Origin of the sequence: Leucobacter edaphi, assembly GCF_016522535.1 — a bacterium.
Classification (GTDB): domain Bacteria; phylum Actinomycetota; class Actinomycetes; order Actinomycetales; family Microbacteriaceae; genus Leucobacter; species Leucobacter edaphi.
Map to the genome: position 1 here is coordinate 1 of NZ_JAEHOI010000008.1, position 26,902 is coordinate 26,902.

At 70.5% G+C, this 26,902-nt stretch carries 25 protein-coding genes; 19 read left to right on the top strand and 6 right to left on the bottom strand.

The genetic code is table 11. The features are described from left to right. Positions 1-806 (bottom strand): o-succinylbenzoate synthase (locus tag JD292_RS09040; RefSeq protein WP_200132430.1); only part of this gene is annotated, 806 nt, incomplete at its 3' end. A gap of 175 nt (positions 807-981) precedes the next feature. On the opposite strand from JD292_RS09040, the gene JD292_RS09045 reads away from it, so the two are divergent. The 3 genes from JD292_RS09045 to JD292_RS09055 all read left to right on the top strand — a co-directional run bounded on the left by JD292_RS09045 (position 982) and on the right by JD292_RS09055 (position 3,664). Beyond that, positions 982-1,704: a VIT1/CCC1 transporter family protein gene (locus tag JD292_RS09045; protein ID WP_200132431.1), complete on the top strand. Its 723-nt coding sequence runs from the start codon at positions 982-984 to the stop codon at positions 1,702-1,704. A gap of 365 nt (positions 1,705-2,069) precedes the next feature. Further along, positions 2,070-2,984: a 1,4-dihydroxy-2-naphthoyl-CoA synthase gene (locus JD292_RS09050; RefSeq protein ID WP_200132432.1), complete on the top strand. Its 915-nt coding sequence runs from the start codon at positions 2,070-2,072 to the stop codon at positions 2,982-2,984. Between the two features lie 26 nt (positions 2,985-3,010). Beyond that, positions 3,011-3,664 carry a YoaK family protein gene (locus JD292_RS09055; protein WP_200132433.1) on the top strand — a complete coding sequence of 218 codons (654 nt, stop codon included), beginning with the start codon at positions 3,011-3,013 and terminating at the stop codon, positions 3,662-3,664. A gap of 392 nt (positions 3,665-4,056) precedes the next feature. Here the strand turns inward: JD292_RS09055 and JD292_RS09060 are convergent, their stop codons facing one another. Beyond that, entirely contained in the window at positions 4,057-6,234 is a 2,178-nt protein-coding gene (locus JD292_RS09060) for a malate synthase G (protein WP_200132434.1), read from the bottom strand. 86 nt (positions 6,235-6,320) lie between these two features. Between JD292_RS09060 and JD292_RS09065 the strand changes: the two genes are divergently transcribed. The 3 genes from JD292_RS09065 (at position 6,321) to JD292_RS09075 (ending at position 9,670) form a co-directional block, all read left to right on the top strand. Next, positions 6,321-7,331: an IclR family transcriptional regulator gene (locus tag JD292_RS09065; protein ID WP_233613922.1), complete on the top strand. Its 1,011-nt coding sequence runs from the start codon at positions 6,321-6,323 to the stop codon at positions 7,329-7,331. Positions 7,332-7,415: 84 nt separating this feature from the next. After that, a complete protein-coding gene (locus JD292_RS09070) occupies positions 7,416-8,717 on the top strand; it encodes an AMP-binding protein (protein WP_369411212.1) in 1,302 nt (433 codons plus the stop codon). Further along, positions 8,714-9,670, top strand: a complete 957-nt coding sequence (locus JD292_RS09075) for a 1,4-dihydroxy-2-naphthoate polyprenyltransferase (RefSeq protein ID WP_200132435.1) — start codon at positions 8,714-8,716, stop codon at positions 9,668-9,670. The genes JD292_RS09070 and JD292_RS09075 overlap by 4 nt, the downstream gene beginning before the upstream one ends. Here JD292_RS09075 and JD292_RS09080 read toward each other — a convergent pair. Further along, complete coding sequence (locus tag JD292_RS09080) at positions 9,667-10,065, bottom strand: DUF4229 domain-containing protein (RefSeq protein ID WP_200132436.1); 399 nt, start codon at positions 10,063-10,065, stop codon at positions 9,667-9,669. The two genes, JD292_RS09075 and JD292_RS09080, sit on opposite strands and share 4 nt — an antisense overlap. An 84-nt stretch (positions 10,066-10,149) precedes the next feature. On the opposite strand from JD292_RS09080, the gene JD292_RS09085 reads away from it, so the two are divergent. From JD292_RS09085 to JD292_RS09110, 6 genes are all read left to right on the top strand, one after another. Continuing rightward, positions 10,150-10,686 carry a PLDc N-terminal domain-containing protein gene (locus tag JD292_RS09085; protein ID WP_200132437.1) on the top strand — a complete coding sequence of 179 codons (537 nt, stop codon included), beginning with the start codon at positions 10,150-10,152 and terminating at the stop codon, positions 10,684-10,686. 101 nt (positions 10,687-10,787) lie between these two features. Then, on the top strand, positions 10,788-12,593 hold the full coding sequence (gene menD / locus JD292_RS09090) for a 2-succinyl-5-enolpyruvyl-6-hydroxy-3-cyclohexene-1-carboxylic-acid synthase (RefSeq protein WP_233613935.1): 1,806 nt from the start codon (positions 10,788-10,790) through the stop codon (positions 12,591-12,593). Between the two features lie 22 nt (positions 12,594-12,615). After that, a complete protein-coding gene (locus JD292_RS09095) occupies positions 12,616-13,065 on the top strand; it encodes a hypothetical protein (RefSeq protein WP_200132438.1) in 450 nt (149 codons plus the stop codon). Between the two features lie 82 nt (positions 13,066-13,147). Beyond that, positions 13,148-14,122, top strand: a complete 975-nt coding sequence (locus tag JD292_RS09100) for a hypothetical protein (RefSeq protein ID WP_200132439.1) — start codon at positions 13,148-13,150, stop codon at positions 14,120-14,122. Beyond that, entirely contained in the window at positions 14,119-14,487 is a 369-nt protein-coding gene (locus JD292_RS09105; protein WP_200132440.1) for a GntR family transcriptional regulator, read from the top strand. Before JD292_RS09100 ends, JD292_RS09105 begins: the two co-directional genes overlap by 4 nt. A 58-nt stretch (positions 14,488-14,545) precedes the next feature. Beyond that, the gene (locus JD292_RS09110; protein WP_200132441.1) at positions 14,546-15,043 is read left to right on the top strand and encodes a GNAT family N-acetyltransferase; all 498 of its coding nucleotides are present in this window, start codon (positions 14,546-14,548) and stop codon (positions 15,041-15,043) included. Positions 15,044-15,109: 66 nt separating this feature from the next. On the opposite strand, the gene JD292_RS09115 is transcribed toward JD292_RS09110, so the two are convergent. Further along, positions 15,110-16,399, bottom strand: a complete 1,290-nt coding sequence (locus JD292_RS09115) for an isochorismate synthase (RefSeq protein WP_200132442.1) — start codon at positions 16,397-16,399, stop codon at positions 15,110-15,112. A 101-nt stretch (positions 16,400-16,500) separates the two neighbouring features. Here JD292_RS09115 and JD292_RS09120 point away from each other — a divergent pair, with 101 nt between their 5' ends. The 3 genes from JD292_RS09120 to JD292_RS09130 all read left to right on the top strand — a co-directional run bounded on the left by JD292_RS09120 (position 16,501) and on the right by JD292_RS09130 (position 20,051). Then, on the top strand, positions 16,501-17,523 hold the full coding sequence (locus tag JD292_RS09120) for a class I SAM-dependent methyltransferase (RefSeq protein ID WP_369411213.1): 1,023 nt from the start codon (positions 16,501-16,503) through the stop codon (positions 17,521-17,523). A gap of 41 nt (positions 17,524-17,564) precedes the next feature. After that, positions 17,565-18,578 (top strand): polyprenyl synthetase family protein, encoded by a 1,014-nt coding sequence (locus tag JD292_RS09125; RefSeq protein ID WP_200132452.1) that lies wholly within the window; start codon positions 17,565-17,567, stop codon positions 18,576-18,578. A 96-nt stretch (positions 18,579-18,674) separates the two neighbouring features. Further along, a complete protein-coding gene (locus JD292_RS09130) occupies positions 18,675-20,051 on the top strand; it encodes an FAD-dependent oxidoreductase (protein ID WP_200132443.1) in 1,377 nt (458 codons plus the stop codon). A 43-nt stretch (positions 20,052-20,094) separates the two neighbouring features. Here the strand turns inward: JD292_RS09130 and JD292_RS09135 are convergent, their stop codons facing one another. Beyond that, positions 20,095-20,952, bottom strand: coding sequence for a Sir2 family NAD-dependent protein deacetylase (locus tag JD292_RS09135; RefSeq protein ID WP_200132444.1), 858 nt, complete (start codon positions 20,950-20,952; stop codon positions 20,095-20,097). After that, positions 20,949-22,568, bottom strand: coding sequence for a PucR family transcriptional regulator (locus tag JD292_RS12480; protein WP_369411214.1), 1,620 nt, complete (start codon positions 22,566-22,568; stop codon positions 20,949-20,951). Before JD292_RS12480 ends, JD292_RS09135 begins: the two co-directional genes overlap by 4 nt. An 84-nt stretch (positions 22,569-22,652) precedes the next feature. Here JD292_RS12480 and lysA point away from each other — a divergent pair, with 84 nt between their 5' ends. The 4 genes from lysA (at position 22,653) to JD292_RS09160 (ending at position 26,809) form a co-directional block, all read left to right on the top strand. Beyond that, positions 22,653-23,966: a diaminopimelate decarboxylase gene (gene lysA, locus JD292_RS09145; RefSeq protein WP_200132445.1), complete on the top strand. Its 1,314-nt coding sequence runs from the start codon at positions 22,653-22,655 to the stop codon at positions 23,964-23,966. 85 nt (positions 23,967-24,051) lie between these two features. Next, positions 24,052-24,990, top strand: a complete 939-nt coding sequence (locus JD292_RS09150) for an ABC transporter substrate-binding protein (protein ID WP_200132446.1) — start codon at positions 24,052-24,054, stop codon at positions 24,988-24,990. Further along, complete coding sequence (locus JD292_RS09155) at positions 24,987-25,982, top strand: amino acid ABC transporter permease (protein WP_369411215.1); 996 nt, start codon at positions 24,987-24,989, stop codon at positions 25,980-25,982. Before JD292_RS09150 ends, JD292_RS09155 begins: the two co-directional genes overlap by 4 nt. Then, the gene (locus tag JD292_RS09160) at positions 25,979-26,809 is read left to right on the top strand and encodes an amino acid ABC transporter ATP-binding protein (RefSeq protein WP_200132447.1); all 831 of its coding nucleotides are present in this window, start codon (positions 25,979-25,981) and stop codon (positions 26,807-26,809) included. The genes JD292_RS09155 and JD292_RS09160 overlap by 4 nt, the downstream gene beginning before the upstream one ends. Positions 26,810-26,902: the final 93 nt, after the last annotated feature.

A 26,902-nucleotide genomic window follows, 5' to 3' on the forward strand; every position in this document is an offset into this window, starting at 1 on the left:
CGCGCGCGGTGGGGCGGGGCGGCCGCGTGGGGCCGCCCCCTCGACCCCCCCCCGGTGGTGTCGCGCGCGCCCCCCACGACAACGGGCAGCCCGGCCTCGGCAACGATCTCGAGCGCCCGGGCGATCCCGCCCAGCGGTTGCGCCTTCACGATCAGGAGATCCGCGGCCCCCGCGCGCGCGACGGCGAGCGGGTCTTCCGCCTTCCGCACGCTCTCGTCGGCGGCGATCCGGATCCGGATCCCGCGGGCATCGAGACGCTCGCGCACCGCTGCGAGGCCGGGCACGTCGGGCACGGGCTGCTCGGCGTAGTCGATCCCGAACTCCTCGAGCGCCGCGAGTGCGGCCACGGCCTCGTCGACCGTCCACCCGCCGTTCGCGTCGACCCGCACCAGGGCGTCTGCGCCCAGCGCTTCACGGGTGGCGCGGACGCGCGCCACGTCATCGGCGAGGGACTGCCCCGGCTCCGCGACCTTCACCTTCGCGGTGCGGCACCCGGGGAAGCCGGCGAGGATCGCCGGGACGCGATCGGCCGCCACCGCGGGAACGGTCGCGTTCACATCGATCGCGGCGCGGCGCGGCGCGGGCGTCACGCCCCAGCCGAACTCGAGCGCCGCGGCGAGCCAGGGGGCAGCCTCGACGTCGCCGTACTCGGGGAACGGTGAGAACTCGCTCGCGCCGGACGGCGCATCGAGGATCGCCGCCTCTCGCACCGAGATGCCGCGGAACCGCGTGCGCGTCGGGATCGCCACCACGCGCGTCGCTGCGAGCACCTCGGCAATCGAGGGGAGCGCGCGCGGGCTGATCATGATCCGAGTCTATTCCGGCGGCGAATCGCGGGGGCCCGGCCGACGCTCGCTTCCGTGGTCGCGTGAGCTGCCCCTCGATTTTCTGCGCTGACCAGGCTCTCGAACCTGATCTGAGGAGACTCAGGCTTGCCTGCCCTTGCTTGCGGGCGTCACGATTGCGGCCGACAATCAAGTCATGACTGAGGAGATTGCCCCGCACGTTGGCGAGGCCCACAACGCGAAGATCGGGCAGAAACTGAACTGGCTGCGCGCCGGAGTGCTCGGCGCGAACGACGGCATCGTGTCGACCGCCGGCGTCGTAATGGGTGTCGCCGCCGCGACACCCGGAAACGTCCTCGCGATCGCGACGGCCGGGCTCGCCGCCCTCGTCGCCGGCGCGTTCTCGATGGCCGGCGGCGAGTACGTTTCGGTCAGCACTCAGCGCGACACCGAGAAGGCCCTGATCGAAAAAGAAATCCGCGAGCTGCGCGAGCAGCCGGAGGAGGAGCTCGCCGAGCTCGCAGGCTTCTACCGCCAGCGCGGACTCTCCGCGCACCTCGCCGAGCAGGTCGCCGTCGAACTCACCGCCCACGACGCCCTCGCCGCGCACGCGGAGGTCGAGCTCGGCATCGACCCTGAAGAGTTCACGAGCCCCTGGGCGGCCGCGATCTCCTCGTTCGTGGCCTTCACGATCGGCGCCCTGATCCCGCTCGTCATGATCCTGTTGCCCTTCGACGGCGCCCGAGTCTGGATCGCGGCGATCGCCGTGGTGATCGGGCTCTTCCTCACCGGGTGGATCAGCGCGGCGCTGGGTCAGGCGCCGAAGGGCCGGGCGATTCTCCGCAACGTGCTCATGGGGCTCGCGACCATGGGGGCGACCTACCTGATCGGATACCTGTTCGGGACCGCCGTCGGATAAGCGCCGCTGATACGAGCGGCGGCGGCTGGCCGCGGTTGGCCTGCGCGGCTTGTCGGCTCTGGCGGGCCTGCGGGGCGGACCGGGGCGCTCGTTCGGCCCGATCGCGCGCCTGCTCGCCGCGGCCGATCGCGCACCTGCTCGCCGCGGCCGATCGTGCGCCAGTCCCGCATAGCCGGTCGGCCCCGCTCCCTTATGTCCGATCGGACCCCCGTTCCCGTGCGGCCCGGACCTCCGTTCCCGTGCGGCTGGTCCTACCTCCGTTCCCGTCCGCCCGATCGCGCGCCAGTCCCGCATAGCCGGTCGCACCAGCGCTCCCGAAAGGCCGATCGGACCCCGCTCTCGCGCGGCCGAATAGACTCGAGACCATGACGCAGCAGGTTTCCGAGCTCTTCGATCCCGCCGAGTGGGAGGTCGCCCCCGGCGCCGCCGACTACACCGACCTCACCGCGCACCTCAGCCGCGACGGACGGATCGCGCGGATCGCGTTCGACCGGCCCGAGGTGCGCAACGCGTTCCGCCCGCACACCGTCGACGAGCTGTACGACGCACTCGAGCGGGCGCGCGTCAACCCGCGCGTCGGCGTCGTACTCCTCACCGGCAACGGCCCGAGCCCGAAGGACGGCGGCTGGGCGTTCTGCTCCGGAGGCGACCAGCGGATCCGCGGCCGTGACGGCTACAAGTACTCCGACGACGAAACCACCGTCGGACCCGAGGCGCAGGCGCGCGCCGGACGCCTCCACATCCTCGAGGTGCAGCGCCTCATCCGGTTCATGCCGAAGGTCGTGATCGCGCTCGTCCCCGGCTGGGCCGCGGGCGGCGGGCACTCCCTCAACGTGGTGTGCGACCTCACGATCGCGAGCCGCGAGCACGCGAAGTTCAAGCAGACCGACGCCGACGTGGGATCCTTCGACGCTGGCTACGGAAGCGCCTATTTCGCCCGCCAGGTGGGACAGAAATTCGCCCGCGAGATCTTCTTCCTCGCCGAGGAATACTCCGCTGACCGGGCCCGCGAGATCGGCGCCGTGAACGAGGTCGTGCCGCACGAGGAGCTCGAGCGCACGGGCATCGCGTGGGCTCGCACGATCCTCGGCAAGTCACCCACCGCGATCCGGATGCTCAAGTACGCGATGAACGCGGTCGACGACGGGATCGTCGGCCAGCAGCTCTTCGCCGGCGAGACGACCCGCCTCGCCTACGGCACCGACGAGGCTGTCGAGGGCCGCGACTCGTTCCTCGAGAAGCGGGAGCCCGACTGGGCCCCCTTCCCGTACCACTACTGAATCCCTGATCCGGGGGCTTTGCGCCAGTGAAGACGATTTCTTCTTCCGCGTTCGGCGGTTCCGTGCTGCTGTCCGCCGTCGCGGGCTACGTCGACGCGATCGGGTTCGTCCTTTCCGGCGGCCTGTTCGTTTCGTTCATGAGCGGCAACTCGACGCAGGCCGGCGTCGAGGCGAGTCGAGGCAGCCTCACGATCGCGCTCCTCGCCCTTGCCCTGATCGGGGGTTTTGTGGCCGGTGTCGTTGCTGGCCGGATCCTCAGCCTCGCGAACCACGAGTCCCGGATCGGCGAACGCCTCGTCACCCTCGCCGTCGCGCTCTTCGGCGCAACGCTCCTCGTGGTGCTCTGGCCCGATCCGGGGTACTCCTTGACCGCCGTCGCGTTCGTGATGGGCGCGCTGAACACGCTTTTCGTGGCGGATGGCCGGGCGCGGATCGCGGTCACCTACGCGACCGGCACGCTCGTGAGCCTCGGACTCGGCGTCGCCGACCAGATCGCCGGCCGCTCGCGCGGGACGTGGATCCGCCCGCTCGCGCTGTGGCTCGGGATCACGGTGGGTGCTGTGATCGGGGCTTTCGCCCTCGCTTGGTGGGGTCCGCGTGCGATTCTGCTCGCGTCGGGGGTGCTGCTCGCGCTCGGCGCGGTGCAGATCGCGCGCGATCGCGCTGCGCGCCGGCGTTGACGCGGGCTTGCGCCCCGGGCGTGCGTTGCGGATGCGGGCTTGCACACGGGCGTGTGTTCCGGACGCGGGCTTGCGCCCGGGCACGCCTTCGGGAGGCGTGCCCGCGCCTCGGGCGTGCGTTAAATAAGCAATGTGTGTTAAATAAGTCCAGATTCGCGAATCCGGGCTTATTTAACGCACATTGCTCTGTTTATGAACCGGGCTGGGTGGGGGACCGGCGTGCCGGGTGCGCCGGACGCTGCGTGCGACCTGGCGCGGCGCGCCAGGCGGGCGGCGCGCCAGGCGGGCGGCGCGCCAGGTGGGCGGCGCGCCAGGTACGGGCCGGGCGCCAGGTCCGTGCCGCAGGCCGAGGCGCGGCCCGCGGCCCGGACCGCGCCGAGCCCGCCCCAGCCCTACCGCGCCCCGGCCTTCTTGGCCCGGCGGAGCTCGTGGAGCAGGGGTTCCGTGTAGCCGCTCGGCTGCGCGGCGCCCTCGAGGATGAGCCGGCGGGCCGCGGTGAACGCGACGCCGGGGGTCTCCCCGTCGTCGCCGAGCAGCGCTTCGTAGGAGGGATCGCCCGCGTTCTGCCGGTCGACGACGGCCGCGTACTTCGTGAGCGCCGCGTCGACCTCGGCCTCGGTGATCACGCCGTGGAGCAGCCAGTTCGCGAGCAGCTGCGACGAGATGCGGAGCGTCGCGCGATCCTCCATGAGGGCGACGTCGTGGATGTCGGGGACCTTCGAGCAGCCGACGCCCTGGTCGATCCAGCGCACCACGTAGCCGAGGATGGACTGGGCGTTGTTCTCGAGTTCCTCGCGGACGATCTCGGGGGCGAGATCGGTCGCGGATTCCGGATCGGCGAGCGGCGGCACGAGCAGGGTGTCGAGCGAGTCGGCGGGGACGGGCGGGAGCGCGGCGCGCGCGGCGAAGGCATCGACCTGGTGGTAGTGGGTGGCGTGCAGCGTCGCCGCGGTGGGGGAGGGCACCCACGCGGTGGAGGCGCCGGCGCGGACGTGGCCGATCTTCTGTTCGAGCATGTCGTGCATGAGGTCCGGCATCGCCCACATGCCCTTGCCGATCTGGGCGTGCCCGTCGAGGCCGTTCGCGACGCCGATCGCGACGTTGCGGTTCTCGTACACGCCCATGAACGGGCGCCCCTTGATCGCGCCCTTCGGCAGGAAGGGGCCGGCGTGCATGGAGGTGTGGATCTCGTCTCCGGTGCGGTCGAGGAAGCCGGTGTTGATAAAGACAACCCGGTCGGCGGCGGCTTCGATGCAGGCGGCGAGGTTCGCCGAGGTGCGGCGTTCCTCGTCCATGATCCCCACCTTGAGCGTGCGTTCCGGCAGCCCGAGGAGCTGTTCAACGCGCTCGAACAGCGACGCAGTGAAGGCGGCCTCGTCGGGGCCGTGCATCTTGGGCTTCACGATGTAGACGGACGGGGTGCGCGAGTTGGCCTGCGAGCCGAGCACGTCGTCGAGGGCGCCGAGCGCGGTCATGACCGCGTCGACGATTCCCTCCGGGGTCTCGTTGCCCTCGGGATCGAGGATCGCGTCGCCGAGCATGAGGTGGCCCACGTTGCGCACGAACAGCACGGAGCGCCCGGGGAGGACGAGCTCGCCGCCGGAGGGCGCGTGGTACACGCGGTCGGGGTTCATGGAGCGCGTGAAGGTGCGATCGCCCTTGGTGACGGTTTCGGTGAGCGTGCCGTCCATGAGCCCGCGCCAGTTGCGATAGCCGAGGGCCTTGTCCTCGGCGTCGACGGCGGCGACGGAGTCTTCGAGGTCCATGATCGTGGTGAGCGCGGACTCGAGCACGATGTCCTGCACGCCGGCGGCGTCAGTGGCGCCGATCCGCCCGGCGCGGTCGATCACGATCTCGAGGTGGAGCCCGTTGTGCACGAGCAGGACCGAGGTCGGGGCGGAGGCGTCGCCCGTGAAGCCCGCGAAGGCCGCGGGATCGGCGAGCCCGACGGACGTGCCGTCGGCGAGCGCGACGGCGAGCGCCCCGTCGACCACCGTGTAGCCGGTCGAGTCCGCGTGGGAGCCAGCGGCGAGGGGAGCTGCGAGATCGAGCAGCTCGCGACCGCGGGCGATCGCCGCATTGCCGCGCGCGGTGTTGTACTCGGCGCCCGGGGCGAGTTCCCCGTCGCGGGCGATCGCGTCCGTGCCGTAGAGGGCGTCGTAGTAGGAGCCCCAGCGCGCGTTCACCGCGTTGAGGGCGAAGCGGGCGTTCAGGATCGGCACCACGAGCTGGGGTCCTGCGAGCGTCGCGACCTCGGGAGCGACGTTCTCGGTGGTCACGGCGAAGGTGGCCGGCTCAGGGGCGAGGTACCCGATCTCGGTGAGGAATGCCCGGTAGGCCTTGGGATCGGGCTGTCCGGGGTGGGCGCGGTGGTACTCGTCGATGCGGGTCTGCAGTTCGTCGCGCACGCGCAGCAACTCCGCGTTGCGGGGGGCGAGATCGCGCAGGATCTCGCTCACGCCGGTCCAGAACGCGCCGGCGTCGAGTCCGTGCCGACTCAGCGACTCCTCCGCGAATGAGGCAATCGGCTCGGCGACGGACAGGTCGGAGCGGGGGACGAACGTGGTCATGGATACTCCCTCGGTGCGGCGATGCTGACGCCTCCACGATAGGGGGATCGCACAAGAATGGAATATCCATTCCGTATGATGGAAAGATGACGAATCCAGTTCCGGATCCGGGAGCAGATCCCGCGAACGCCCGCGCCGCAGCGGGCGGTGTGCAGTCGGTTGTGCGCTCCTTCGCGCTCCTCGAGGCGCTCGCCGCGGCTGCGGCCGAGGACGCGGGCCGAGGTGCGGGCGCCGCGACCGCGGCGGCAGCGGGGGCTGGACCGGCGGGCGCCGCGAGCGCGGCGGCAGCGGCAGGATCCGCGAGCGCGGCGGGGCCGGCGAGCGTGGCAGGACCCGCGGGACCGGCCGCACACTCCGACGCGGGATTAACTGGACCGGCGGCGGGAATGAGGCCGGGGATCACCGAGCGCTGGGCCCCCGGAGCGCTTCCGCTCGCGGAACTCGCGGCCCGCACGGGGCTCGCGCTGCCGACGGCGCATCGGCTGCTCCGCACCATGCTCGAGCTCGGATATGTGCGGCAGCTTCCCAACCGGTCCTACGCGCTCGGGGCCGGGCTGATCGGCCTCGGCGACCGCGCGAAGCCGCCGCTCGCCGAGCTGGCAAGGCCAGCGCTCGCGCGACTCGAGGCCGTCGCGGGGGAGACAGCGAATCTCGCGGTGCTCGACGGGGACCTCGTCGCGTATGTCGCGCAGGTGCCGTCGCGGCATCGGATGCGCATGTTCACGGAGGTGGGTCGCCGGGTGCTTCCGCACGCGAGCGGGGTGGGGAAGGCGATGCTCGCCACGCTCCCGGAGCCGCGCGTGCGGGAGATCGTCGCGCGCACCGGCCTGCCCGAGTACACGCCCACGACCCTCGTCGACCCCGAGGATTTCCTCGCCGACCTGCGGGAAGCTCGCCGCCGCGGATTCGCGATCGACGACGGCGAGCAGGAAGTCGGGGTGCGCTGCATCGCGGTCGCGATCCCCGGCGCGAACCCGCCGGCCGCGGTCTCGATCTCGGGTCCCGCCGCTCGCATGACGGACGCGATCGTGCGGACCGCGGTCGCGGAGCTGACGGCGGCAGCCCGGGATCTCGGGGCGGCGCGGGACGGGGCCTGACCGAACCGGCGCGGGCCAGAACCCGATCGCACCGGCATGCCCGGAGCGGAGCGCCGCGCCGCCGACCCCGAGTAGCCTGGTGGGGTGACTTCGCCGAACGGACTCCGGGCGATCCCGACCGAGGATCGCGCCTGGCTCATGACCGCGCTCTCCGACGCACTCCGGGGTGGATGCCCCGTACTGCCCGTGGCGCCCGACACGGATCCCGAGGCGGTCGCAGCACTGCAGCGGGCGGAGCTCCCCGAAGGAACGGCGCTCGTGGTGCGCACCTCGGGCTCGAGCGGGGTCCCGAAAGCCGTCGCCCTCAGCGCCGACGCCCTGCGCGCGAGCGCCGAGGCGACGCACGAGGAGCTCGGCGGCCCGGGGCAGTGGCTCGTCGCCCTGCCCGCACACCTGATCAGCGGCCTGCAAATGCTCGTGCGCAGCGAGGCGTCCGGCATCCACCCCGCCTTCTTCGACGGCCCGTTCGACCCCGAGCGGCTGCTCGCCGCCGCGGACGCGATGGACGCGGATCGCCGTTACCTCTCGCTCGTGCCCGTCCAGCTCGCGCGCCTCCTCGACCTCGCGGAGTCCGACGAACTCGCCGCGCAGTCCCTGGCGCGGATCGATGCCGTCCTCGTCGGCGGGCAGGCCGTGTCGCTCGCGCTCCGCACCCGCGCGCATAAGCTCGGGGTCCAGCTCCGCCGCAGCTACGGCATGACCGAGACCGCGGGAGGCTGCGTCTACGACGGCGTCGAGATCGGCGATACCCGCGTGCGGATCCGCGGCGGCGAGGTGCAGCTCGCGGGATCCTCGCTCGCGAGCGGGTATGTCGGCGATCCGGATCTCACCGCTGAGCGCTTCATCGACGACACGGAGCGCGACGGATCGACCACTCGCTGGTACCGCACGGGCGACGCCGGCGAGCTGCTCGGCGGGATGCTGACCGTCACCGGCCGGCTCGACCGGGTGCTTATCTCGGGCGGCGTGAACGTGTCGCTCGACGAGATCGAGCGGGTCGCGCGCGATCTTCCCGGCTGGGGGAGCGCGGTGGCGCTCGCCACGGAGCACCCGGAGTGGGGGCAGCGCCCGTCGCTCGTGGTCGAGCTCGCCGAGTCAGGCGCGGAGGGCGCGCTGCCGTTCACGGAGGTGCGGACCGCGATCCGCGAGCGCCTCGGGGCCGCAGCGGCACCGGAGTGGGCGACGGAGGTCGAGGAGATCCCGCGGCTCGCTGGCGGAAAGCCCGACCTGGCCGCACTGCGTGCGTGGCGCGAGCGGCTGAGCGAGAGTTTCCGCGAGAGCGGCGCAGCTCGCACCCCCGTTGCGGATGCCCCCGCCGCGGCTCGGGACGAGCGGCACCAGACCGAACGGGGCAGGACCGAACAGAACACAGAGGAGCAGGAGTGAACCAGGCCAGGGACCGCAGGAAGTCCGGCAACCCGGCGATCAGGGCCGCCGCGGAGCGGCAGGCAGCTGCGGGAGGGGAACCCCGGATCACGTGGCGGAACTGGGTGGGCGGCGCGCGCCTGCGCACCCTCCCGCTCGCGATCGCGCCCGTGGCGGCGGGCGCCGGCATCGCGCACATGGTGCGCGGCTTTTCCCTCACGCTGACGCTCCTCGCGCTCGCCGTTGCGGTGTTCCTGCAGATCGGCGTGAACTACGCGAACGACTACTCCGACGGGATCCGCGGAACCGACGAGTTCCGCGTCGGACCGGCCCGTCTCACCGGATCGGGACTCGTGAACCCGAAGAAGGTGCTCGCGCTCGCGCTCGTGTTCTTCGGGCTTGCGGCCGCCGCCGGTCTCGTGGCCGTCGTGCTGAGCGGCCGCTGGTGGTTCCTCGCGCTCGGAGTGATCGCGATCATCGCGGCCTGGTTCTACACGGGTGGCAAGCGCCCGTACGGCTACGCGGGCCTCGGAGAGGTGATGGTCTTCATCTTCTTCGGTATGGTCGCGACCGTCGGCACGGTGTACCTGCAGACCGATGTCCAGACGCAGGAGATGTGGTTCACGGGCGCGGGCGTCGGCCTGTTCGCGGTCGCGGTGCTCGTCGTCAATAACATCCGCGACATTCCGACCGATACGCTCGCGGGCAAGCGAACGCTGTCGGTGCGGATCGGGGATCGCGCCTCGCGGGTGCTCTACTCGGCCTGCGTGATCCTGCCGTTCGTGGTTCCCGCCCTGTTCGGATTCGCGAACCCCGGCATGATCCTCGTCTGGCTCGTGATGCTGGTCGTGCTGCCGTGCGTGCTCATCACCTGGTTCGCGAAGACGCCGAGGGAGCTCATCCTCGTGCTCCAGCTCACGAGCCTCGCGGCGCTCGCCTACGGCGTGCTCGTGGGAGTGGCGTTCGCGTTCTAGCGCGACTCGGTTTCGCTCGCTGCGTTCGGGGCGTTCGGCGCGGGGGTTGCGTTCGGCGCCTCGCTGGCCGCGGCGTCCGCGGTGGGCGATGACGGGTCTTCGGTCACGCTCGTCGCGGGCGCGCTCGTGGCGTGAGCGTCCGCGCTCTCGACCGCGTCGTCCTCGACGATGTCGTCGGCAGTGCGATCGCGGTTACGCCAGTCGTAGATGCTCTCGGACGCCGTCGCTCGGGGCTTCGAGAGGAAGATGATCGAGAGGGAGACACCGATGAGAGCGGCGAATACGGCCGCGAGCCACGGCCAGATCCCGAGGAAGTAGAGCAGCGCGAACGGGACGGCGAAGAACAGCAGTCGCAGAGCGATATAGGTGATCCATGCGGTCCTGGTCTTGTTCACCCGAGAGATTCTACCGATCAGACCTGTACTCTCCCTCCGCCGCCGATCAGATCAGGTACTGCCGCGACGGGTACCATGTCGGGTATGGTGCGGTTCGTGATCATCGGAATCGTCATCGCCGTGGCCTTTACGCTGTACGCGCTCGTGGACGCGGCGATGACTGACAGCTCGCGTGCCCGCGGGGTGGCGAAGCCGGTGTGGGTCGTACTGATCGTGGTGCTCCCGGTGATCGGGGCGGCGCTCTGGTTCCTGATCGGCAAGGGGCAGGAGGCGGTGCCGTCGCGTGCGCCGCAGGCTCCCGATGACGATCCCCGGTTCACGGGCAGGCAGATGCCGCGCGATCAGCTCGACGACCACATGAAGGACCTTGAAGCACGCCTCAGAGAGCTTGATGACGAGGTCTTCCCCGGTGAGGGATCCGCGCAGGCTCCGCCTGCAAGGCCATCCGGCGGATCCGGATCGGGCTCCGCACCGTCGCGTCCCGCTGCGGGGCACGATGCCGATGCCGGCGATCGCGGGCACGAGGACCCCACTGATCCGGGGGATACCGACCGCGGTGAGGCACGCGAACATCCCGGGAAGCGCGGTCCGCGACCCGACGGCGACGCTCCGCGCCCGTGAGCGGCGACACCCCTCCCGCAGGTGCCGGAGCGCAGGCGCCGACCCCTGGCCCCGCGCGGGCCTCGATCTTCGCGGTCGAGCTCCTCGGCGAGCTCATCCGAATGGGGGTGCGCGACGTGGTCGTCTGCCCCGGTTCCCGCTCGCAGGCCCTCGCGCTCGCGGCCTCCGCCGCAGAGCGGGTGGGCGCGATCAAGCTGCACGTCCGCGTCGACGAGCGCTCCGCCGGTTTCTTCGCGCTCGGCGTTGCACGTGAAACGGGGGTGCCGGCACCGATCATCGTCACGAGCGGCACGGCGGTTGCCAACCTCCTGCCCGCGGTGATGGAGGCGCACGCCGGACGTGTTCCGCTGCTCCTCCTCACGGCTGACCGGCCGGAGGAATTGCGCGGCGTGCGCGCGAACCAGACGACGGCGCAGGCGGGCATCTTCGCGGACTTCGCGCGGCTCGACCTCGACGTCGACGCCGATACTCGGGCCGTGATCGGGAGCTCTGAGGAGTCTGCCGGAAACGCTGATCCCGCTGGCCTCGCGCTCTCCGCGCTCGTCGCCGCGACCGGCACGATCGGCGCCTCCCCGGCCGGTCCGGTCCAGCTCAACATCGCCTTCCGTGAGCCGCTCTCCGGCACCGCCGGGTTCGACGCGATGATCGGGCAGGGCTTCGCGGCCGCCGCAGACGAGGCGGCCACCGCACGCGCCGAGGACAGCCTGCTCGCTCGGATCGGGGATCCAGGCTTCTTCGCGCCCGGTGTGCGTTCAGCGCCCGCGACGGCCGGTCACACCGGTGCGGGGATTGAACCCCCGGATCGGGACACCTACGTGCACGATGACGACGCCCTCGCCGTGGTCGTCGCCGGGGCGGACGGGGCGGAAGGAGCCGACGCTGCCGAGGAGTTCGCGCGCGCCGCCGGTCTGCCGCTGCTCGCGGAGGTCGTGAGCGGGGCGCGATTCGGGCGCGAGGCGATCACCGCGTACGCGACGCTGCTCGACGATCCGGCAGTCGGCGGGCTCGTCGAGCGCGCGATCGTGTTCGGTCATCCCACGCTCACGCGGCAGATTCCCGCGCTGCTCAAGCGCGAGGACGTCGAGGTCATCGTCGTCGATCCGCACGCCGGCCCCGGGGTCGAGCACGCCGACCCGACGCGTGCAGCCCGGATCGTGCGCTCGGCTCGCGTGGGCGAGGAGCACGATCCGCGGGTGCACCGGCGCTGGCTCGGCGCCTGGGTCGTCCCGGATCGGGAACTGCAGCGCGAGCGCAGCACCGTGCACGAGCCTGATCTCAACGCCGCGCTCGAGACCGGCTACAAGGAGCGCAACGCATACGCGCGCGCCGAGGTGGCGGCGAAGAAGGAGCGGATCACGCGGGAGCTGCTCGTGGAGAGCGTGTGGCGCGCGACCTGGCCGCATGACCGGCTCGTGCTCGCGGCGTCGCGGCTCGTGCGGGTGCTCGACGGCCTCGCCCCGGCGCGCCGCCTGAGCGTGCACGCCAATCGGGGCCTCGCGGGAATCGACGGAACCGTCGCGACCGCGCTCGGCATCGCCGATGCGAGCCAGGCCGACGGCGACGCCGCCCGCTCGGCCGGCACGACGCGCCTGCTGATCGGGGATCTCGCGCTGCTCCACGACGCGGGTTCGCTGCTCATCCCCGAGGGCGAAACGCGTCCGCGGATCCAGGTGTTCGTGGGCAACGACGGCGGCGGAACGATCTTCGACGGGCTCGAGGTCGCGGCGTCCGCGGACACGGCCGCGTTCGACCGTGTGCTGTTCACCCCGCAGCGCGTGGACCTCGCCGCGCTCGCCGCGGCATACTCGTGGGAGCATCGCGTGATCGCCACTCGCGGCGAACTCGAGCGCTATCTCACCGAGCCCGTCACCGGTCCCGTGATCGTCGAGGTGCCGCTCGAGCGCTGACGGACGTAAAAGGGGGGGGCGAATGAAGGCCGACTACGGTTTCACGCCCGACCGCATCCGTCCCAGGAACGTGCTGCCCGCGCTGGTGTTCCTGCCCCTGTTCGCAGTGCACCTCGTGGTAGCTCCGTCGCTCGTTCTGGCGTCGGCGGTCATGACGATCGTGCTCGCGGTGCTCGCGCGGAGGCGAAGGTTCGCGGTCGGGCCGATCATGCTCGCCTCGCTTCGGGCGACGCTCTCCGGATACGCCGCGGCGGCGCTCATGCTGGCACTCGCTGATCTTCAGTTCGGGCCGCTGGCATGGATCCGGGGGACGGCGTGGCGGATCGTGTATCTGTTCGCGTTTGGGTTCGTGCCCGCAACCAGCTTTTTCCTGTGCGCGATCGCGGCGACGATCGCCCTGCGCCTCGGTTGGGGGCGGCCGCTGCCTGATCGCCCTGCGCCTCGGCCAGCGGAGTCCGCGGATGAGGAGTGATCCGATCCTCGCCATCGTGTATTGACAAATTGATACAGCAAGCGCATCCTTGTCTCAATGTATTGATACACAGAGGTGCGAGATGCTCGGAAACGGAATCGTCGGGGTGCTCCTGTGCGGTGCAGCGCTCGCGGTCGCGCTGCTCGCGATCCTGGCCGGAAAGACGCGGGCGGCGCGCGCCTCGGAGCCCGAGGTCGCGCAGCTGCTCGAGGCCGCCAGGCGGGGCGCGCTGCTCGCCGTCGGGGGCGCGGTCGTCACGCTCACCGCGCTGTTCTGGATCGAGTTCGGGGGAGACACCTTCGCGGGGCTCCCGTTCCTGCTCGCGCCAGCGCTCGCGGGAACCGTGGGACTCCTGCTCTACGGGGTCGTTCCACCCCGCGCGACAGAGATCGCAGCGGACGAGCCGCGCGAGGCCCAGCTCACACCCCGCATGCCGCTCGGCTCCCTGCCGCGCCGAGCGCTGATCTGGCTCGCCGCACTGCTCGCGGCGCAGGCCGCGCTGCTCGTCTTCACCGGCGTAACCGCCTCGCTCGACGAGGCCGGCCGATCCCGGGTCATCGCCCTCGAGAGCCCCGAGGCCGCGAGCACCGCGAGCCCCTACCCCGGCTGGTATTACGGCGTCCCACTGCTCGTCGGAACCGCGATCCTCGTCGGCGCCGCATACTTCGCGCTGCGCCGGATCAGCGGGACGCCAGCGCTTCCCCGGCTCGCCTGGGCCGAGAGCGACGCCGGCTGGCGTGCCGTCTCGAACCGGGTCGTCCTCGCGGTCGCCGGCGGGGCGCTGCTCCTGCAGTTCTCCCAGATCGCAGGGATCGCTGGGATCACGATCCGCAGCGCGGCGCTCGGCGCGGGCGCCACATCGTGGCTGATTCTCGCCGTCGTCCTCCTCGTGGTCGCAATCGCCGCCGGGATCGGCTGTTTGGTCCTGATCGTGCTCGCCGCCAAGTGGGCGTTCGGGCTCCCAGGGATCGTGCTCGCGGCTGGCACTGCGCCAGGCCCGGCCCCGGCCGCGGCGGCAGCAGATCGCGGGGCCGCAGCGCCGGAGGCGGCGCGGTGATCCGGCTCGATCCGCGGAGCGCGGTCGCCCCGTTCGACCAGATCCGCGGGCAGATCGCCGATCAGATCCGGTCCGGTTCCCTGCCCGGAGGGCAGCGGCTCCCCGCAATCCGGCAGCTCGCCGCGGACCTGCGCGTCGCGCCGGGAACCGTCGCTAAGGCCTACGCCGCGCTCGAACAGGAGGACCTCATCGAGACGAGCCGCACGAGAGGCACGCGCGTCGCACACGGCCGCACCCACTCCGCTGCCGTGCAGGCGGCCGCGCGCTCCTACGTCGCCGCCGTGACCGCGCCCGCACACGGGCTCGACCTGGAGCAGGCGCTCGGCGCGGTGCGCGCCGCGTGGGGCGGCGAGCAGCTCGGCTAGGCTGAAAGCAAGCAAAGTCGCCGCTGTGAGAAGCAATAGCTGACTGAAAGGTGAACCGATGGAGCCTCGGACAACCTTCGTCCTCAATGGATCCCGTTTCCTGCTCCGCAGAGCAGTCGAGGAAGACCTTTCAGAGCTGATTGCACTGCTCTCGAACGATCCGCTCCGCCGGAGCGAGAATTCGACGCGACCAGAGGATCGATCGGCGTACGCAGAGGCTTTTCGGGAGATCGAGAGAGACCCGGGCCAACTGCTGATCGTCGTCGAAGACGAGACGCACGAGGTGGTCGCGACACTGCAGCTCACCTTCACCCCGGGTCTTGCGCGGCGGGGAGCGAAGCGTATGACGATCGAAGCGGTCAGGGTGCATGAGCGGCTCCGAGGGAATGGCCTCGGGTCTTCGATGATCGAGTGGGCCGTCGCGGAGGGCAAACGACGCGGCGCTGCAATGGTCCAGCTAACCAGCGATCGCGCGCGCACCTCGGCACATCGCTTCTACGAGCGCTTGGGGTTTACCCAGTCGCATCTCGGATTCAAGCTGATCCTCGATCAGTAGCGAGTCGGAGGTTCTTCAACGTGCCCAGGTGTCGCGCGTGAAAGAGGTGTGAATGTCCTCAGCGACCTAGCGCGCGAACGCCTCCGTGATCGGGCGCAGCTTCGACACCGTCTCGCCGAGCTCGTGTTCCGGATCGGATCCGGCCACGATCCCGCCGCCGGCGGTCGCAACGAAGGGGCGCGCGCCCGTATCGGGATCCGCGGCGCCGAGGCGGCCGCAGCGCAGCGCGATCACCCATTCGCCGTCGCCCGCAGCGTCGATCCAGCCGACCGCTCCCGAGTAGAGGCCGCGGTCGAAGGGTTCGAGCTCCGCGATCTGGGCGATCGAGACGCTCTTCGGGGTCCCCGCGACGGCGGCCGTGGGGTGCAGGGCTCCCACGAGCTCGATCGCCGAACTCTGCTCGTGGAGCGTCGCGCCGAGGTCCGTTGCGAGGTGCCAGACGTTGGGCAGCCGCAGCGGGAAGGGCTCCTCGCTCGTGCGCAGATCCCGAACGTGCGGGGACAGCGCCGTCACGACGCTCTGCACGGCGAACGCGTGCTCGTGCTGCTCCTTGGTGCTCGTGAGCAGCTCGTCGCGGGCCTGAGCGTCGCGCTGCGGACGGTCGGCGTGCCGCGCGCGCGTGCCGGCGAGGACGCGCGCCGAAACCGCGCCAGAAGTGGAGCGGACCAGGGTTTCCGGGCTCGCGCCGATGAGGCCGTCGACCGCGAAGGTCCAGCAGTCGAGGTAGCGATCCGCGAGGCGTTCGAGCGGGAACCTGAGGTCGGAACCAGCTGGCACCTCGCCGCGCACCTGCCGGGCGAGGACGATCTTCTCGATGCCGCCCGCGTCGATGCGGCGGGTCGCCTCGCGCACGCCGGCGATGTAGGCGTCGATCGATCCCTCGGCCGCCGCGAACTCGACGCCGGCCCATTCGCCGCGGGGTCGCGCGGCGGGAAGCTCGGGATCGGCGGGATCCGCGTTCGACGCCGGCTCAGAGGCCAGGTCGACCGTCTCGGTGATCCACCACTGATCTCGGTGCCGCGCCACGAGGATCCGCGGCACGATCAGGACACTCTGCTCGCCGCTGTGATCGTCGAACGCGAAGGCGCCGAGCGCGACGAGTCCAGAACCCGGCATCCGCACCGGATCGTCCACCTCGGCGTTCGCCCCGATCGCGCGCCAGGCGTCGGACGCTTCAGCGAAGCGATCCGGGCCCGAGAACGTGAGCCGCAGCGTCTCGCCGATCCCGACGCAGCCGCGATCCCCACGCGTCCAGAGCAGGGGATTCCCTGCGTCCGCGAGGTCGACGAGGGGCGGGGCGGCCGCGAGCGGGCGGCTGATCGCCCGCAGTCGCGGAGCCTCAGGAGTGCTGGTCACCCAGCCAATCTACCGCGATGCGCTGGGCACGATCACCTCGCTCCCATGCAACTCTGATCAGGCGCAGTTTCTGTAGAGGTACTACGGGATACGATGGTCGGGTGACCCGCCCCGACACTGCGACCAAGCACGCCGCCGACGTTTCGGCGATGTTCGACGAGGTCTCGCCTCGATACGACCTGATCAATGACGTGCTGACGGTCGGTAACGACCGTCTGTGGCGGATCGCCACCACCCGCGCCGTCGCCCCGCGCAAGGGGATGCGGATCCTCGACCTCGCGGCGGGCACCGGGACGTCTTCAGCGGCCTTCGCGGCGCAGGGTGCGCACGTGACGGCCGCTGACTTCTCAGAGGGCATGCTCGCCGAGGGCAGGAAGCGTCACGCGGACAACGACCTCATCGACTTCGTCTGGGCCGACGGCACCGACTTGCCGTTTGCGGACGACAGCTTCGACGCGGCCACGATCTCCTACGGCCTGCGCAACATCAACGACCCGAAGAAAGCGATCGCGGAGATGGCACGCGTCGTGAAGCCGGGCGGACGCGTCGTGATCGCCGAGTTCTCGACCCCGCCCTCCGCGATCGTCCGAGGGCCCTACTCCTTCTACGGTCGGCACGTGCTGCCGCGCATCGCCGGCGCGATCAACCGCGAGGCCGCAGGAGCGTACAAGTACCTCAACGAGTCCATCGAAGCATGGCCCGATCAGGAAGAACTCGCGCGCTGGATGCGCGATGCCGGGCTCGAGCGGGTCGCATACCGCAATCTGACGTTCGGGATCGTCGCCCTGCATCGCGGATTCGTGCCGCGGAAGGCAGCTCAGGCCGCGATGCCCGCTGAGGCCGCGAAGCCCGCTGAGGCCGCGAAGCCCGCCGAGGCCGCGAAGCCCGCTGAGGCCGCGAAGACTCCCGCGGCGCCGGAGCACGGGACCGCCAAGCACGCCGCGACGAAGGGCGCGGTCGCTGAGGTCTCCGCGGCGAAGAAGCCTGCCGCGAAGAAGCCTGCCGCGAAGAAGCCGGCCGCCTCGTCGACCGGCCAGAAGAAGCCCGCCGCAGCTCAGTCGGCCGGCCAGAAGAAGCCTGCCGCGGCGAAGCCCGCTGCGCCGAAGTCCGGAGAAGCGAAGTGAGCCGTCCGATCGCCGAAGACACGGCAACCCAGGCGCTGCCGATGAACCTCTTCCGCGGCGTGCAGGATCGACGTCACGCGAAGAAGATGCAGGAGCAGCTCGAGGTCATCGAGTCCGAACTCATGGAGCACCTGCGCTTCGCCTCGCCCGTGGCGGACGCCCCGGCCCGCTACCTGATGGCGGCGGGTGGCAAGCGGATCCGTCCGATGCTCACGCTGCTCACGAGCGAGCTCGGCTCCGGCCCGAACCCGCTCGTGCGCCGTGCGGCGCAGGCCGTCGAGATGACCCATCTGGCCTCGCTCTACCACGACGACGTCATGGACGATGCGAAGCTGCGTCGCGGGGTGCCCGCCGCGCAGACGGTGTGGTCGAACTCCGTCGCGATTCTCGCGGGTGATCTGCTGTTCGCCCGCGCCTCGAGCCTCGTCTCGGGCATGGGCGAGGAGGCGATCCTGCTCCAGGCGCGCACCTTCGAGCGGCTCTGCCTCGGCCAGCTGCACGAGACCGTGGGACCGCAGGAGGGCGACGAGCCGATCCCGCACTACCTGCAGGTCCTCGCCGACAAGACCGGCGCGCTGATCGCGACGGCGGCCCGCATGGGCGTCATGTTCGGCGACGCCCCAGCGGAGTACGCGGACCCGGTGATGGAGTACGGCGAGCGGATCGGCGTCGCCTTCCAGCTCATCGACGACGTGATCGACCTGTCCCCGAAGAAGGAGCAGACGGGCAAGCGCGCCGGCACCGACCTCCGAGCGGGAGTGGCGACGCTCCCGCTGCTGCTCCTGCGCGAGCAGGCCGCTGCGGGCGACGCCGAGGCACAGGCCCTGGTCGCTTCGATCGAGGCCGGCGTGGCCCGGATCGAGGCGGGCGAGGATCCGTCGATCCTGGATCCCGAGGTCGAGGCGCTCCGCGACCACGCGGTCACCCGCGAAACCGAGGAGACGGCCCGACGCTGGGCGAAGGACGCCGTCGAAGCACTCGACGTGCTGCCGAAGTCCCCGGTGAAGCGCGCGCTCGGTCGCATGGCCGAGTCGATTGTCGACCGCGAAGGCTAGGCTTCGTGCGCGGCGGCGCACCGCAGACAGCAGTCAAGCGACACAGAGAAGGTCCCCGCGGGCATGTACGGGGCGAGATAGGGGAGTAACGAAGCGATGAGCGAAACGATGCGACTGGCGATCGTCGGGGCCGGCCCAGCGGGAATCTACGCCGCCGATCTGCTGAAGAAGGCGGAGCGCGACTTCGAGGTCGAGATCGACCTGTTCGAGCAGCTCCCCGCACCCTACGGCCTCGTCCGCTACGGCGTTTCCCCCGATCACCCCCGTATCAAGGGCATCATCGGCGCGCTCCGCGACGTGCTCGACAGCGGCGTGATCCGGTACTTCGGCAACGTCCGCTACGGCGTCGACGTCACGCTCGACGACCTGAAGAAGCACTACAACGCGGTCATCTTCGCGACGGGCGCGATCCGCGACGCCGGCCTCGACATCCCGGGCATCGACGCGGAGGGCAGCTACGGTGCTGCCCCGTTCGTGAGCTGGTTCGACGGCCACCCCGACGTGCCCCGCACGTGGCCGCTCGAAGCGCGCGAGGTCGGCGTGATCGGCAACGGCAACGTCGCCCTCGATATCTCCCGCATGCTCATCAAGCACGCGGAAGACTTGCTCCCGACGGAGATCCCCGCGAACGTGCACGCGGGACTCGACGCGAACCCGATCGAGGAGCTGCACCTCTTCGGCCGCCGCGGCCCGAAGTACGTGAAGTTCACCCCGCTCGAACTCCGCGAGCTCGGCGAGGTGCGCGACGTCGACATGATCGTCGACGAGCGCGACTTCGACATCGAGGACGCGTACGCCGACGAGGTGCTCGCGAAGAACAAGCAGGTCATCGTGATCTCCCGGATCATGGACAAGTGGCGCGCCGAGCAGAAGGAGCGCGAGGCGAGCGGGGAGCGCGCCTCCCGCCGCCTCCACATGCACTTCTGGTCGAAGCCCGTCGAGGTGGTTGTCGAGGACGGCCGCGTCGCCGGCCTGAAGATCGAGCGCACCGCGCCCGACGGCCAGGGCGGTGTCGTCGACACGGGCGAGTTCGAGGTCATCCCGATGCAGTCGCTGTACCGCGCGATCGGGTACTTCGGTTCGCCGCTCGACGAGATCCCGTTCGACGAGCAGCGCGGCGTGATCCCGAACGCGCAGGGCCGCGTGCAGGATCTCTCCGGCGAGCAGATCCCCGGGATCTACGCGACCGGCTGGATCAAGCGCGGGCCGGTCGGCCTGATCGGTCACACGAAGTCCGACGCGATGGAAACGCTCGAGTGCCTCATGGAGGATCGCGCGAGCTGGTGGAAGCCCGAGGTCACCGACTCCGAGGCGATCCCGGCGCTGCTCCATGAGCGCAACGTGCCCTACACGACGATCGAGGGCTGGCATCGCCTCGACGAGCACGAGCTCGCCCTCGGCGAGGCCGAGGGGCGCACGCGCATCAAGGTGGTTCCGCGCGACGAGATGACGCGCGTTTCCCGCGGCGAGTAGCGGCCCTGCTCGGTGCGCGGCCGCGGACGCCGGGGCCGATCGCTCAGGCCCCGAGCCGCGCGGCGAGCTCCGTGAGCGCCTCGCTCGTGCCGCCCTCGATCCGCACGTCCGCCGCGCCATCGGCGGCGGTCGGGCCACGGTTGATGACCCCGACCGGGATCCCGCGCCGCTGGGCGCGGTGGAGCAGCCGTACGCCCGTGTTCACGGCGAGCGAGGTGCCGGCGAGGAGAAACGCGCCCGCGTCGGCGAGGAGCTGCTCGGCCGAGGCGAACACCCCGGTCGGGACGGTTTCGCCGAAGTAGACGACGTCCGGGCGGAGTATCCCGCCGCACACGGGGCAGCGGGGCACCCTCACGGCGTCGATCCCGGTCACGTCCGCGTCGCCGTCCGGGGCGATCGTCGCGCCGGCGTGCTCCTCGGCGAAGCCGGGATTGCCCTGATCGAACCAGCCGAGCACCTCTGCTCGCGGGAACCGGGAACCGCAGTCGACGCACCGGATCGTCGCCCCTGAACCGTGCAGCTCGACGACGCGCTCGCTCCCGGCTGCGCGGTGCAGGCCGTCGACGTTCTGCGTGATCACGCCGTCGACGCGGCCCGCTCGCTCGAGCGCGGCGAGTGCGCGATGCCCGGCGTTCGGGGTGATCCGGGACCAGCCGCGGTCGCCGGCCGCGGCGCCCGCCCAGAAGCGGCGGCGGTAGCCCGGATCGCGCATGAACTGCTGAATGCTCATGGGCGTGCGCGGCGGCGTGCCCGCGCCGCGATAGTCGGGAATCCCGGAGTCGGTGCTGATCCCCGCGCCCGTGAGCACCGCGACGGGGCCAGCGGAGAAGATCGCGACGAGCCGATCGAGCTCGCGCTCGCGGGCGGGGTCGACTTGCGGGGTGGACTGCGGTTCGGTCATGCGTGAGATCCCTCCTGCGCGGGGGCGTGCGTGGGGAGTGCGCGCAGTTGCAGCCAGGTGGTGAGCAGCTCGTCGGGATCGGCGAGGGCGATCCCGTACTGCTCCTCGATCTGACGCACCCGATAGCGCACCGTGTTCTCGTGGACGCCGAGCTCGCGCGCCGTCCGTGCCACGTTGCCGAAGTTGCTGCACCACGCGATCAGGGTTTCCGCGAACGCGGGATCCTCCTCGGCGAGCCGGGCGAGCGCGGGGGAGCGGAGCTCCTCCTCGAGGCCGAGGATCTCGCCGACGCGGTCGAGCACCAGGAACGGGCGCAGGCAGGACACGGTGAGGATCCGATCGCCCGAGGTGGCCTCGTGCCGGGAAGCGGTGCCGAGGAGACGGTCGGCGAGCCGGCGGAGCTCCGCGACCTCGCCGGAGCGGTGCGCGACCCCGGGGAGGGCGATCCGAGTTCCGGGCCCGATCAGGCGGTCGATCACGGGGACGAGCGGTTCGACGAGCGCGAGGGAGCCCCCCTGCTGATCGTGCGCGACGAGCGAGTAGATGCGGCCGCCCCTGGCCACGGTGACCGCCTCGGGACGGTGGAGGGCGAGGTGCCGCTGCACCGTGGAGCGGAGCTGTGCGAGCGCGGTGGGGCGCTCGTCGGCCGGCGCGAAGACGAGCATCGCCGATCCGCGCTCCTCGGGGAGGCCGAGCTCGGCGAGTTCGGAGCCCGCGACGTCGCTGCCGTCGAGCAGAGTGCGCAGGCGTGCGGCCCTCGGCGCCTGCGTCGCTTCGCCCGATCGGAGGTTGTCGAGCAGGTGCGCGGCCGCGACGGTCGCCGCGTTCTGGATCGCGTTCTCCTGTTCAGGGGTCGATTCGTCCTCGCCGCTCGCGTCGATCGCCCAGATCGTGCCGAGCGGGAGCGTGCCGGCGCGGATCGCGCACGCCATGCGCGGCTCCTCGTCGTCGAGGCGCGGATATTTGAGGGGGCGCTCGGAGCGGAGCACGGTGCGGTACTGGTCGTCGTTGAAGGGGGAGTCGGGGACGCGGCGGGTGAGGATGCCCTGGGTGCGGAGCCGGTCGATGAGCTGGCCGGGCACGGAGGAGTAGGCGATGATGCGGCGGCCGAGATCCTCGATGGCGACGGATCCGCCGAATACCTCGGCGAGCTCGTTCGCAAGCGCGAACAGGGGTTCCGCCCCACTATCGCGGTGCGCGTCCTCCGAGTGCCGCTGCTCGCCGAGCGACTGCGCGAGCAGGGCGTCGAAAAGCCGCCAGCTCACCTGCTCCCCCACCCGCACCAGGGGGACGCCGCTCGTCTCCGCGACGGCGGCGAGCTCTGCAGCGTCCTCGTCGCGGCACTTGAGCGCGATTCCGGCGACGCGGGCCCGGCTCGCGCGATCCGCGAGTCCGGCGACCTCGACGGGCGTCGCGCCGCCAGCGGAGGGCGCGAGCAACAGGAGGTCGGGATCGCCTGGGAGCGCCTCGAGCGCATCGTGGAACTCCGCGCCGCGCACGATCCGTCCGGGATCGAATCCGCCGAGCACCGTCGCCGTGTTCGGGCCGAGCCCGTCGATGAGCTCGCCGATCGGGATGCCATCGATGAAGGCGATTGGAGAACTTATCGGATCCACACCACAAATATATGCGAAAACTCCAAAAAACGAGAGGGGATGCGCACGTATGGTGGGACACGCAACGTCGCGATAGGAGATGGAATGAGCACGACCGGCCAGATCAGCAAGCCCAGCGCCGAGGGAACCCGCCTCGCTGAGCTGTGGGACATCTTCCCCGAGGAGGCCGGGGCCGACGAGCGCGGCGTGCTCACGATCGGCGGCGTCGCCGTCGACGAGCTCGCCGAACGCTACGGCACTCCGCTCCAGATCATCGACGAGGAGGGTCTCCGTCGCCAGGCGCGCCGCTTCTCCGCAGGCCTCCGCGAGCGCTGGCCGAACTCGGAGGTGCTCTACGCCTCGAAGTCGTTCCCGGTCGTCGGAATGTACAAGCTCGCCCAGGAAGAGGGCCTCTCGATCGACGTCGCCGGCGGCGGCGAGATCAAGCTCGCGCTCGCCGCGGGTGTCGACCCGAAGATCCTCCACTTCCACGGCAACGCGAAGAGCGACGACGAGCTGAAGATCGCGCTCGACGCCGGTGTCGGCACGATCATCGTCGACAACGAAGACGAGCTGGACCGCCTCGAGCGCCTCCTCGAGCGCCCCCAGAAGCTGCTCCTCCGCATCATCCCCGGCGTCGAGGCCGAGACCCACGCCTCGCAGGCGACGGGCGGCGTGAAGTCGAAGTTCGGCCTCCCGATGGACCAGGCGAAGCACGCGATCGAGCGCATGCAGGCGCACCCCCTCATGGAGTTCGAGGGCGTCCACATCCACATCGGCTCGCAGATCCTCAACACCCGCCAGTTCGCCGAGTCGGTCGCGAACATCTCCACCTCGGGGGAGTTCGGCACCTACGACGTCGGCGGCGGGCTGGGCGTGAAGTACACCTACGAGGAGGAGGCGCCGAGCGTCGAGGACTACCTCGACGCGATCGTCGCCGCGGCGCGCGAGCACCTCCCCGAGGGCGCTCGACTCATGATCGAGCCGGGCCGCTCCGTGGTCGCGCGCTCGGGCATCTCGCTCTACCGGGCCACCTCGGTGAAGCGCACGGGCGACGTCTTCGTCGCCGTTGACGGCGGAATGGCCGATCAGCTCGACATCGCGCTGACCGATCAGCGGTACGAGGCGGTGCTCGCCGAGCGCCTGCTGGAGCCGTGGACCGACTCGGTGCAGCTCGTCGGACGCCAGTGCGAGTCCGGTGACCTCATGATCGACGGCGCGAACTTCCCCGCCCCGAAGGTCGGCGATCTCGTCGCGATGGCCACGACCGGCGCGTACTCCTACACGATGACGAACAACTACAACGGCGCGCTGCGTCCCGCGATCGTGTTCGTGCAGAACGGCGAGGAGCGTCTCGTGGCGCGCCGGGAGACCTACGAGGATCTCCTCCGCCTCCACGCGCCGGCCATCGACAACTAAATCCCAGGTGGGGCGGCCCTTCCTTGGAGCCGCCCCACTCACTCCCATCCCCAACATCGAGACCTCCGAAGACGAAGGATCAGTAATGAAGAAGACCCAGCTTTCCCTCCTCGCGCTCGCCGCTGCAGCGGCGCTCGCCTTTACCGGCTGCGCGGGAGGCTCGAACGCCGGGGGCGGCGACTCGTCCTCCGCGGAATCCTCCGGGCCGAACGTTCCGAAGGGTGAGGAGATCAGCACGAAGGCCGATCCCGAGCTGACGAAGCTGCTCCCGAAGGACATCGTCGACGCCGGCAAGATCAACATCGCCGTGGACATCCCCTACCCGCCCATGGCGATGTACGACAAGAGCAACCGCGAGATCGGTTTCGATCCCGAGCTCGGACGTCTCATCGGCCAGAAGCTCGGCATCAACGTCTCGCTCAACAAGCAGGCCTTCGACTCGGTAATTCCGTCGCTGCAGGCCGGCAAGAACGACATGATCATGAGCGGCATGAACGACACCCCTGAGCGGGAGAAGACGCTGAGCTTCGTGAACTACACGCAGGGCGGCTTCGCGATCGCGGTCAAGAAGGGCAACCCGGCCAAGATCACCGGTCAGAAGGACCTCTGCGGCAAGACCGTCTCCGTGCAGAAGGCGACCGTGCAGGGCGACCTGCTCCGCGCCATGGACTGCGGCATCACGGTCATGGAGCTCCCCTCCGATCTCGACGCCCAGACCGCGCTTCGCGCGGGCAAGAGCCAGGCATACGCCGCGGACGCCGTCGTCACCGAGTACGTCGTCGCCTCAACCGGCGACGGCAACACGTTCGAGATCGTCCGCGATCCCGAGAACCCCAAGGGCTTCGATCCGGTCTACAGCGGCATCGGCATCCTGAAGGAGGACAAGGAGCTCGTGACCGCCGTGCAGAAGGCGCTGCAGGCGCTCATCGAGGAGGGCACCTACCAGAAGGTCCTCGACCGCAATAACATCGGCGCCTACGCCGTCGAGTCCGCCGAGATCAACCAGGGGGCGAACGCCTCGTGAGTGCACCGCGCAACACCCCGACGCTCGACGGCGCGACGATGCCGGTCCTCTCCACCGAGGACGACGTCGACGCGGTCCCGCTTCGCCGCCCCTGGCGCTGGATCAGCGCGCTGGTCGTCATCGCGCTCGTCGTCGCCTTCGTCTACGTCTTCGCGACGAACAAGAATCTCGACTGGCCGGTCGTCGGCGAGTTCCTGTTCGACCCCAGGATCCTCTCCGGTGTCGGACTGACCCTCTTCATCACCCTCGTGTCGATGGTCGTCTCGACCCTACTCGCGATCATCGTCGCGGCGATGCGCCTGTCCTCGAATCCCGTGCTCTCCGGAGTCGCCTGGTTCTACGTCTGGGCCTTCCGCGGCACCCCGGTCCTCGTGCAGATCGTGCTCTGGGGATACCTCGGCCTGCTGTTCGAGAAGATCACCCTCGGCGTCCCGATGACCGACGTCGTGTTCTGGTCGATCGACACGAACACCCTGATCACCCCGCTCGTCGCCGGTCTGCTCGCGCTCACGCTCAACCAGGCCGCCTACTCCTCGGAGATCGTCCGCGCCGGCATGGTGTCGGTGGATGAGGGCCAGCGCGAGGCCGCCTACTCGCTCGGCATGTCGCCGCTCTACACCTTCCGGCGGGTGCTGCTGCCGCAGGCGATGCGCGTCATCATCCCGCCGATGGGCAACGAGCTCATCTCGATGCTGAAGAACACCTCGCTGCTCTCGGTGATCGCGGTGCTCGAGCTCTACACGCAGGCGTCGATGATCTCGGCGGCGAACCTCAAGCAGGTCGAACTCCTGATCGTGGTCAGCATCTGGTACCTCTTCATGACGAGCGTGCTCTCCGTGCCCCAGTACTACCTGGAGCGTCGCTTCGGGCGCGGCACGACCCGTAACCTGCCGCCCACCCCGATCCAGCGGGTCAAGGCAATGTTCAACAGCCGGAAGCCGGGCCCCGCGCCCGCTCCGGAGACCAACTTCGTGGAGGTGGTCGGAGAATGACCGCGAACGACACCAGCGCAGCGTCCCACGCGGCCCCGGCGCCCTCGGGCGCCGAGATCGTCCAGGACGCCCTCGTCGAGATCCGCCGCGTGCGCAAGAGCTTCGGCGCGCACCAGGTGCTCAGGGACGTCTCCCTCGCCGTTCCGGCCGGCACGGTGACCGTGCTGCTCGGCCCGTCGGGATCGGGGAAGTCGACGCTGCTTCGCTGCGTCAATCACCTCGAAACGATTGACGGTGGCCGGATCATCGTCGATGGCGACCTCATCGGATATCGACAGGCCGGCGACAAAGCGCACGAGATGACCCCGCGTCAGATCGCGAAGCAGCGCCGCAACATCGGCATGGTCTTCCAGCGGTTCAACCTGTTCCCGCACATGACCGCGCTCGAGAACGTGTGCGAGGCGCCGATCGGCGTCGTCGGACGCAACAAGGGCGACGCGAAGGATCGGGCCATGCAGCTCCTCGAGCGCGTCGGCCTCGGCGACTTCGCCGGGCACTACCCGGCGCAGCTCTCCGGCGGCCAGCAGCAGCGCGTCGCGATTGCCCGCGCCCTCGCGATGGAACCGAAGCTCATGCTGTTCGACGAGCCGACCTCGGCGCTCGACCCGGAACTCGTGGGTGACGTGCTCGACGTGATGCGCGAGCTCGCCCGCGATGGCATGACGATGATCGTCGTCACGCACGAGATCGGCTTCGCGCGAAGCGTCGCTGACCAGGTCGTCTTCATGGACGGCGGCGTCGTTGTCGAGGCCGGCGATCCGGAAGAGGTCATCGGCAACCCGCAGCGCCAGCGCACGAAGAACTTCCTCGAAAGCGTGATGAAGTAACGTGCTCGACGCGCCGCGCGGCCCCGTTCCCCGATCCCTCACCGGATCGGGGAACGGGGCCGCTCGCGGGGGCGGCCGGCGGCGCCCGCGGCC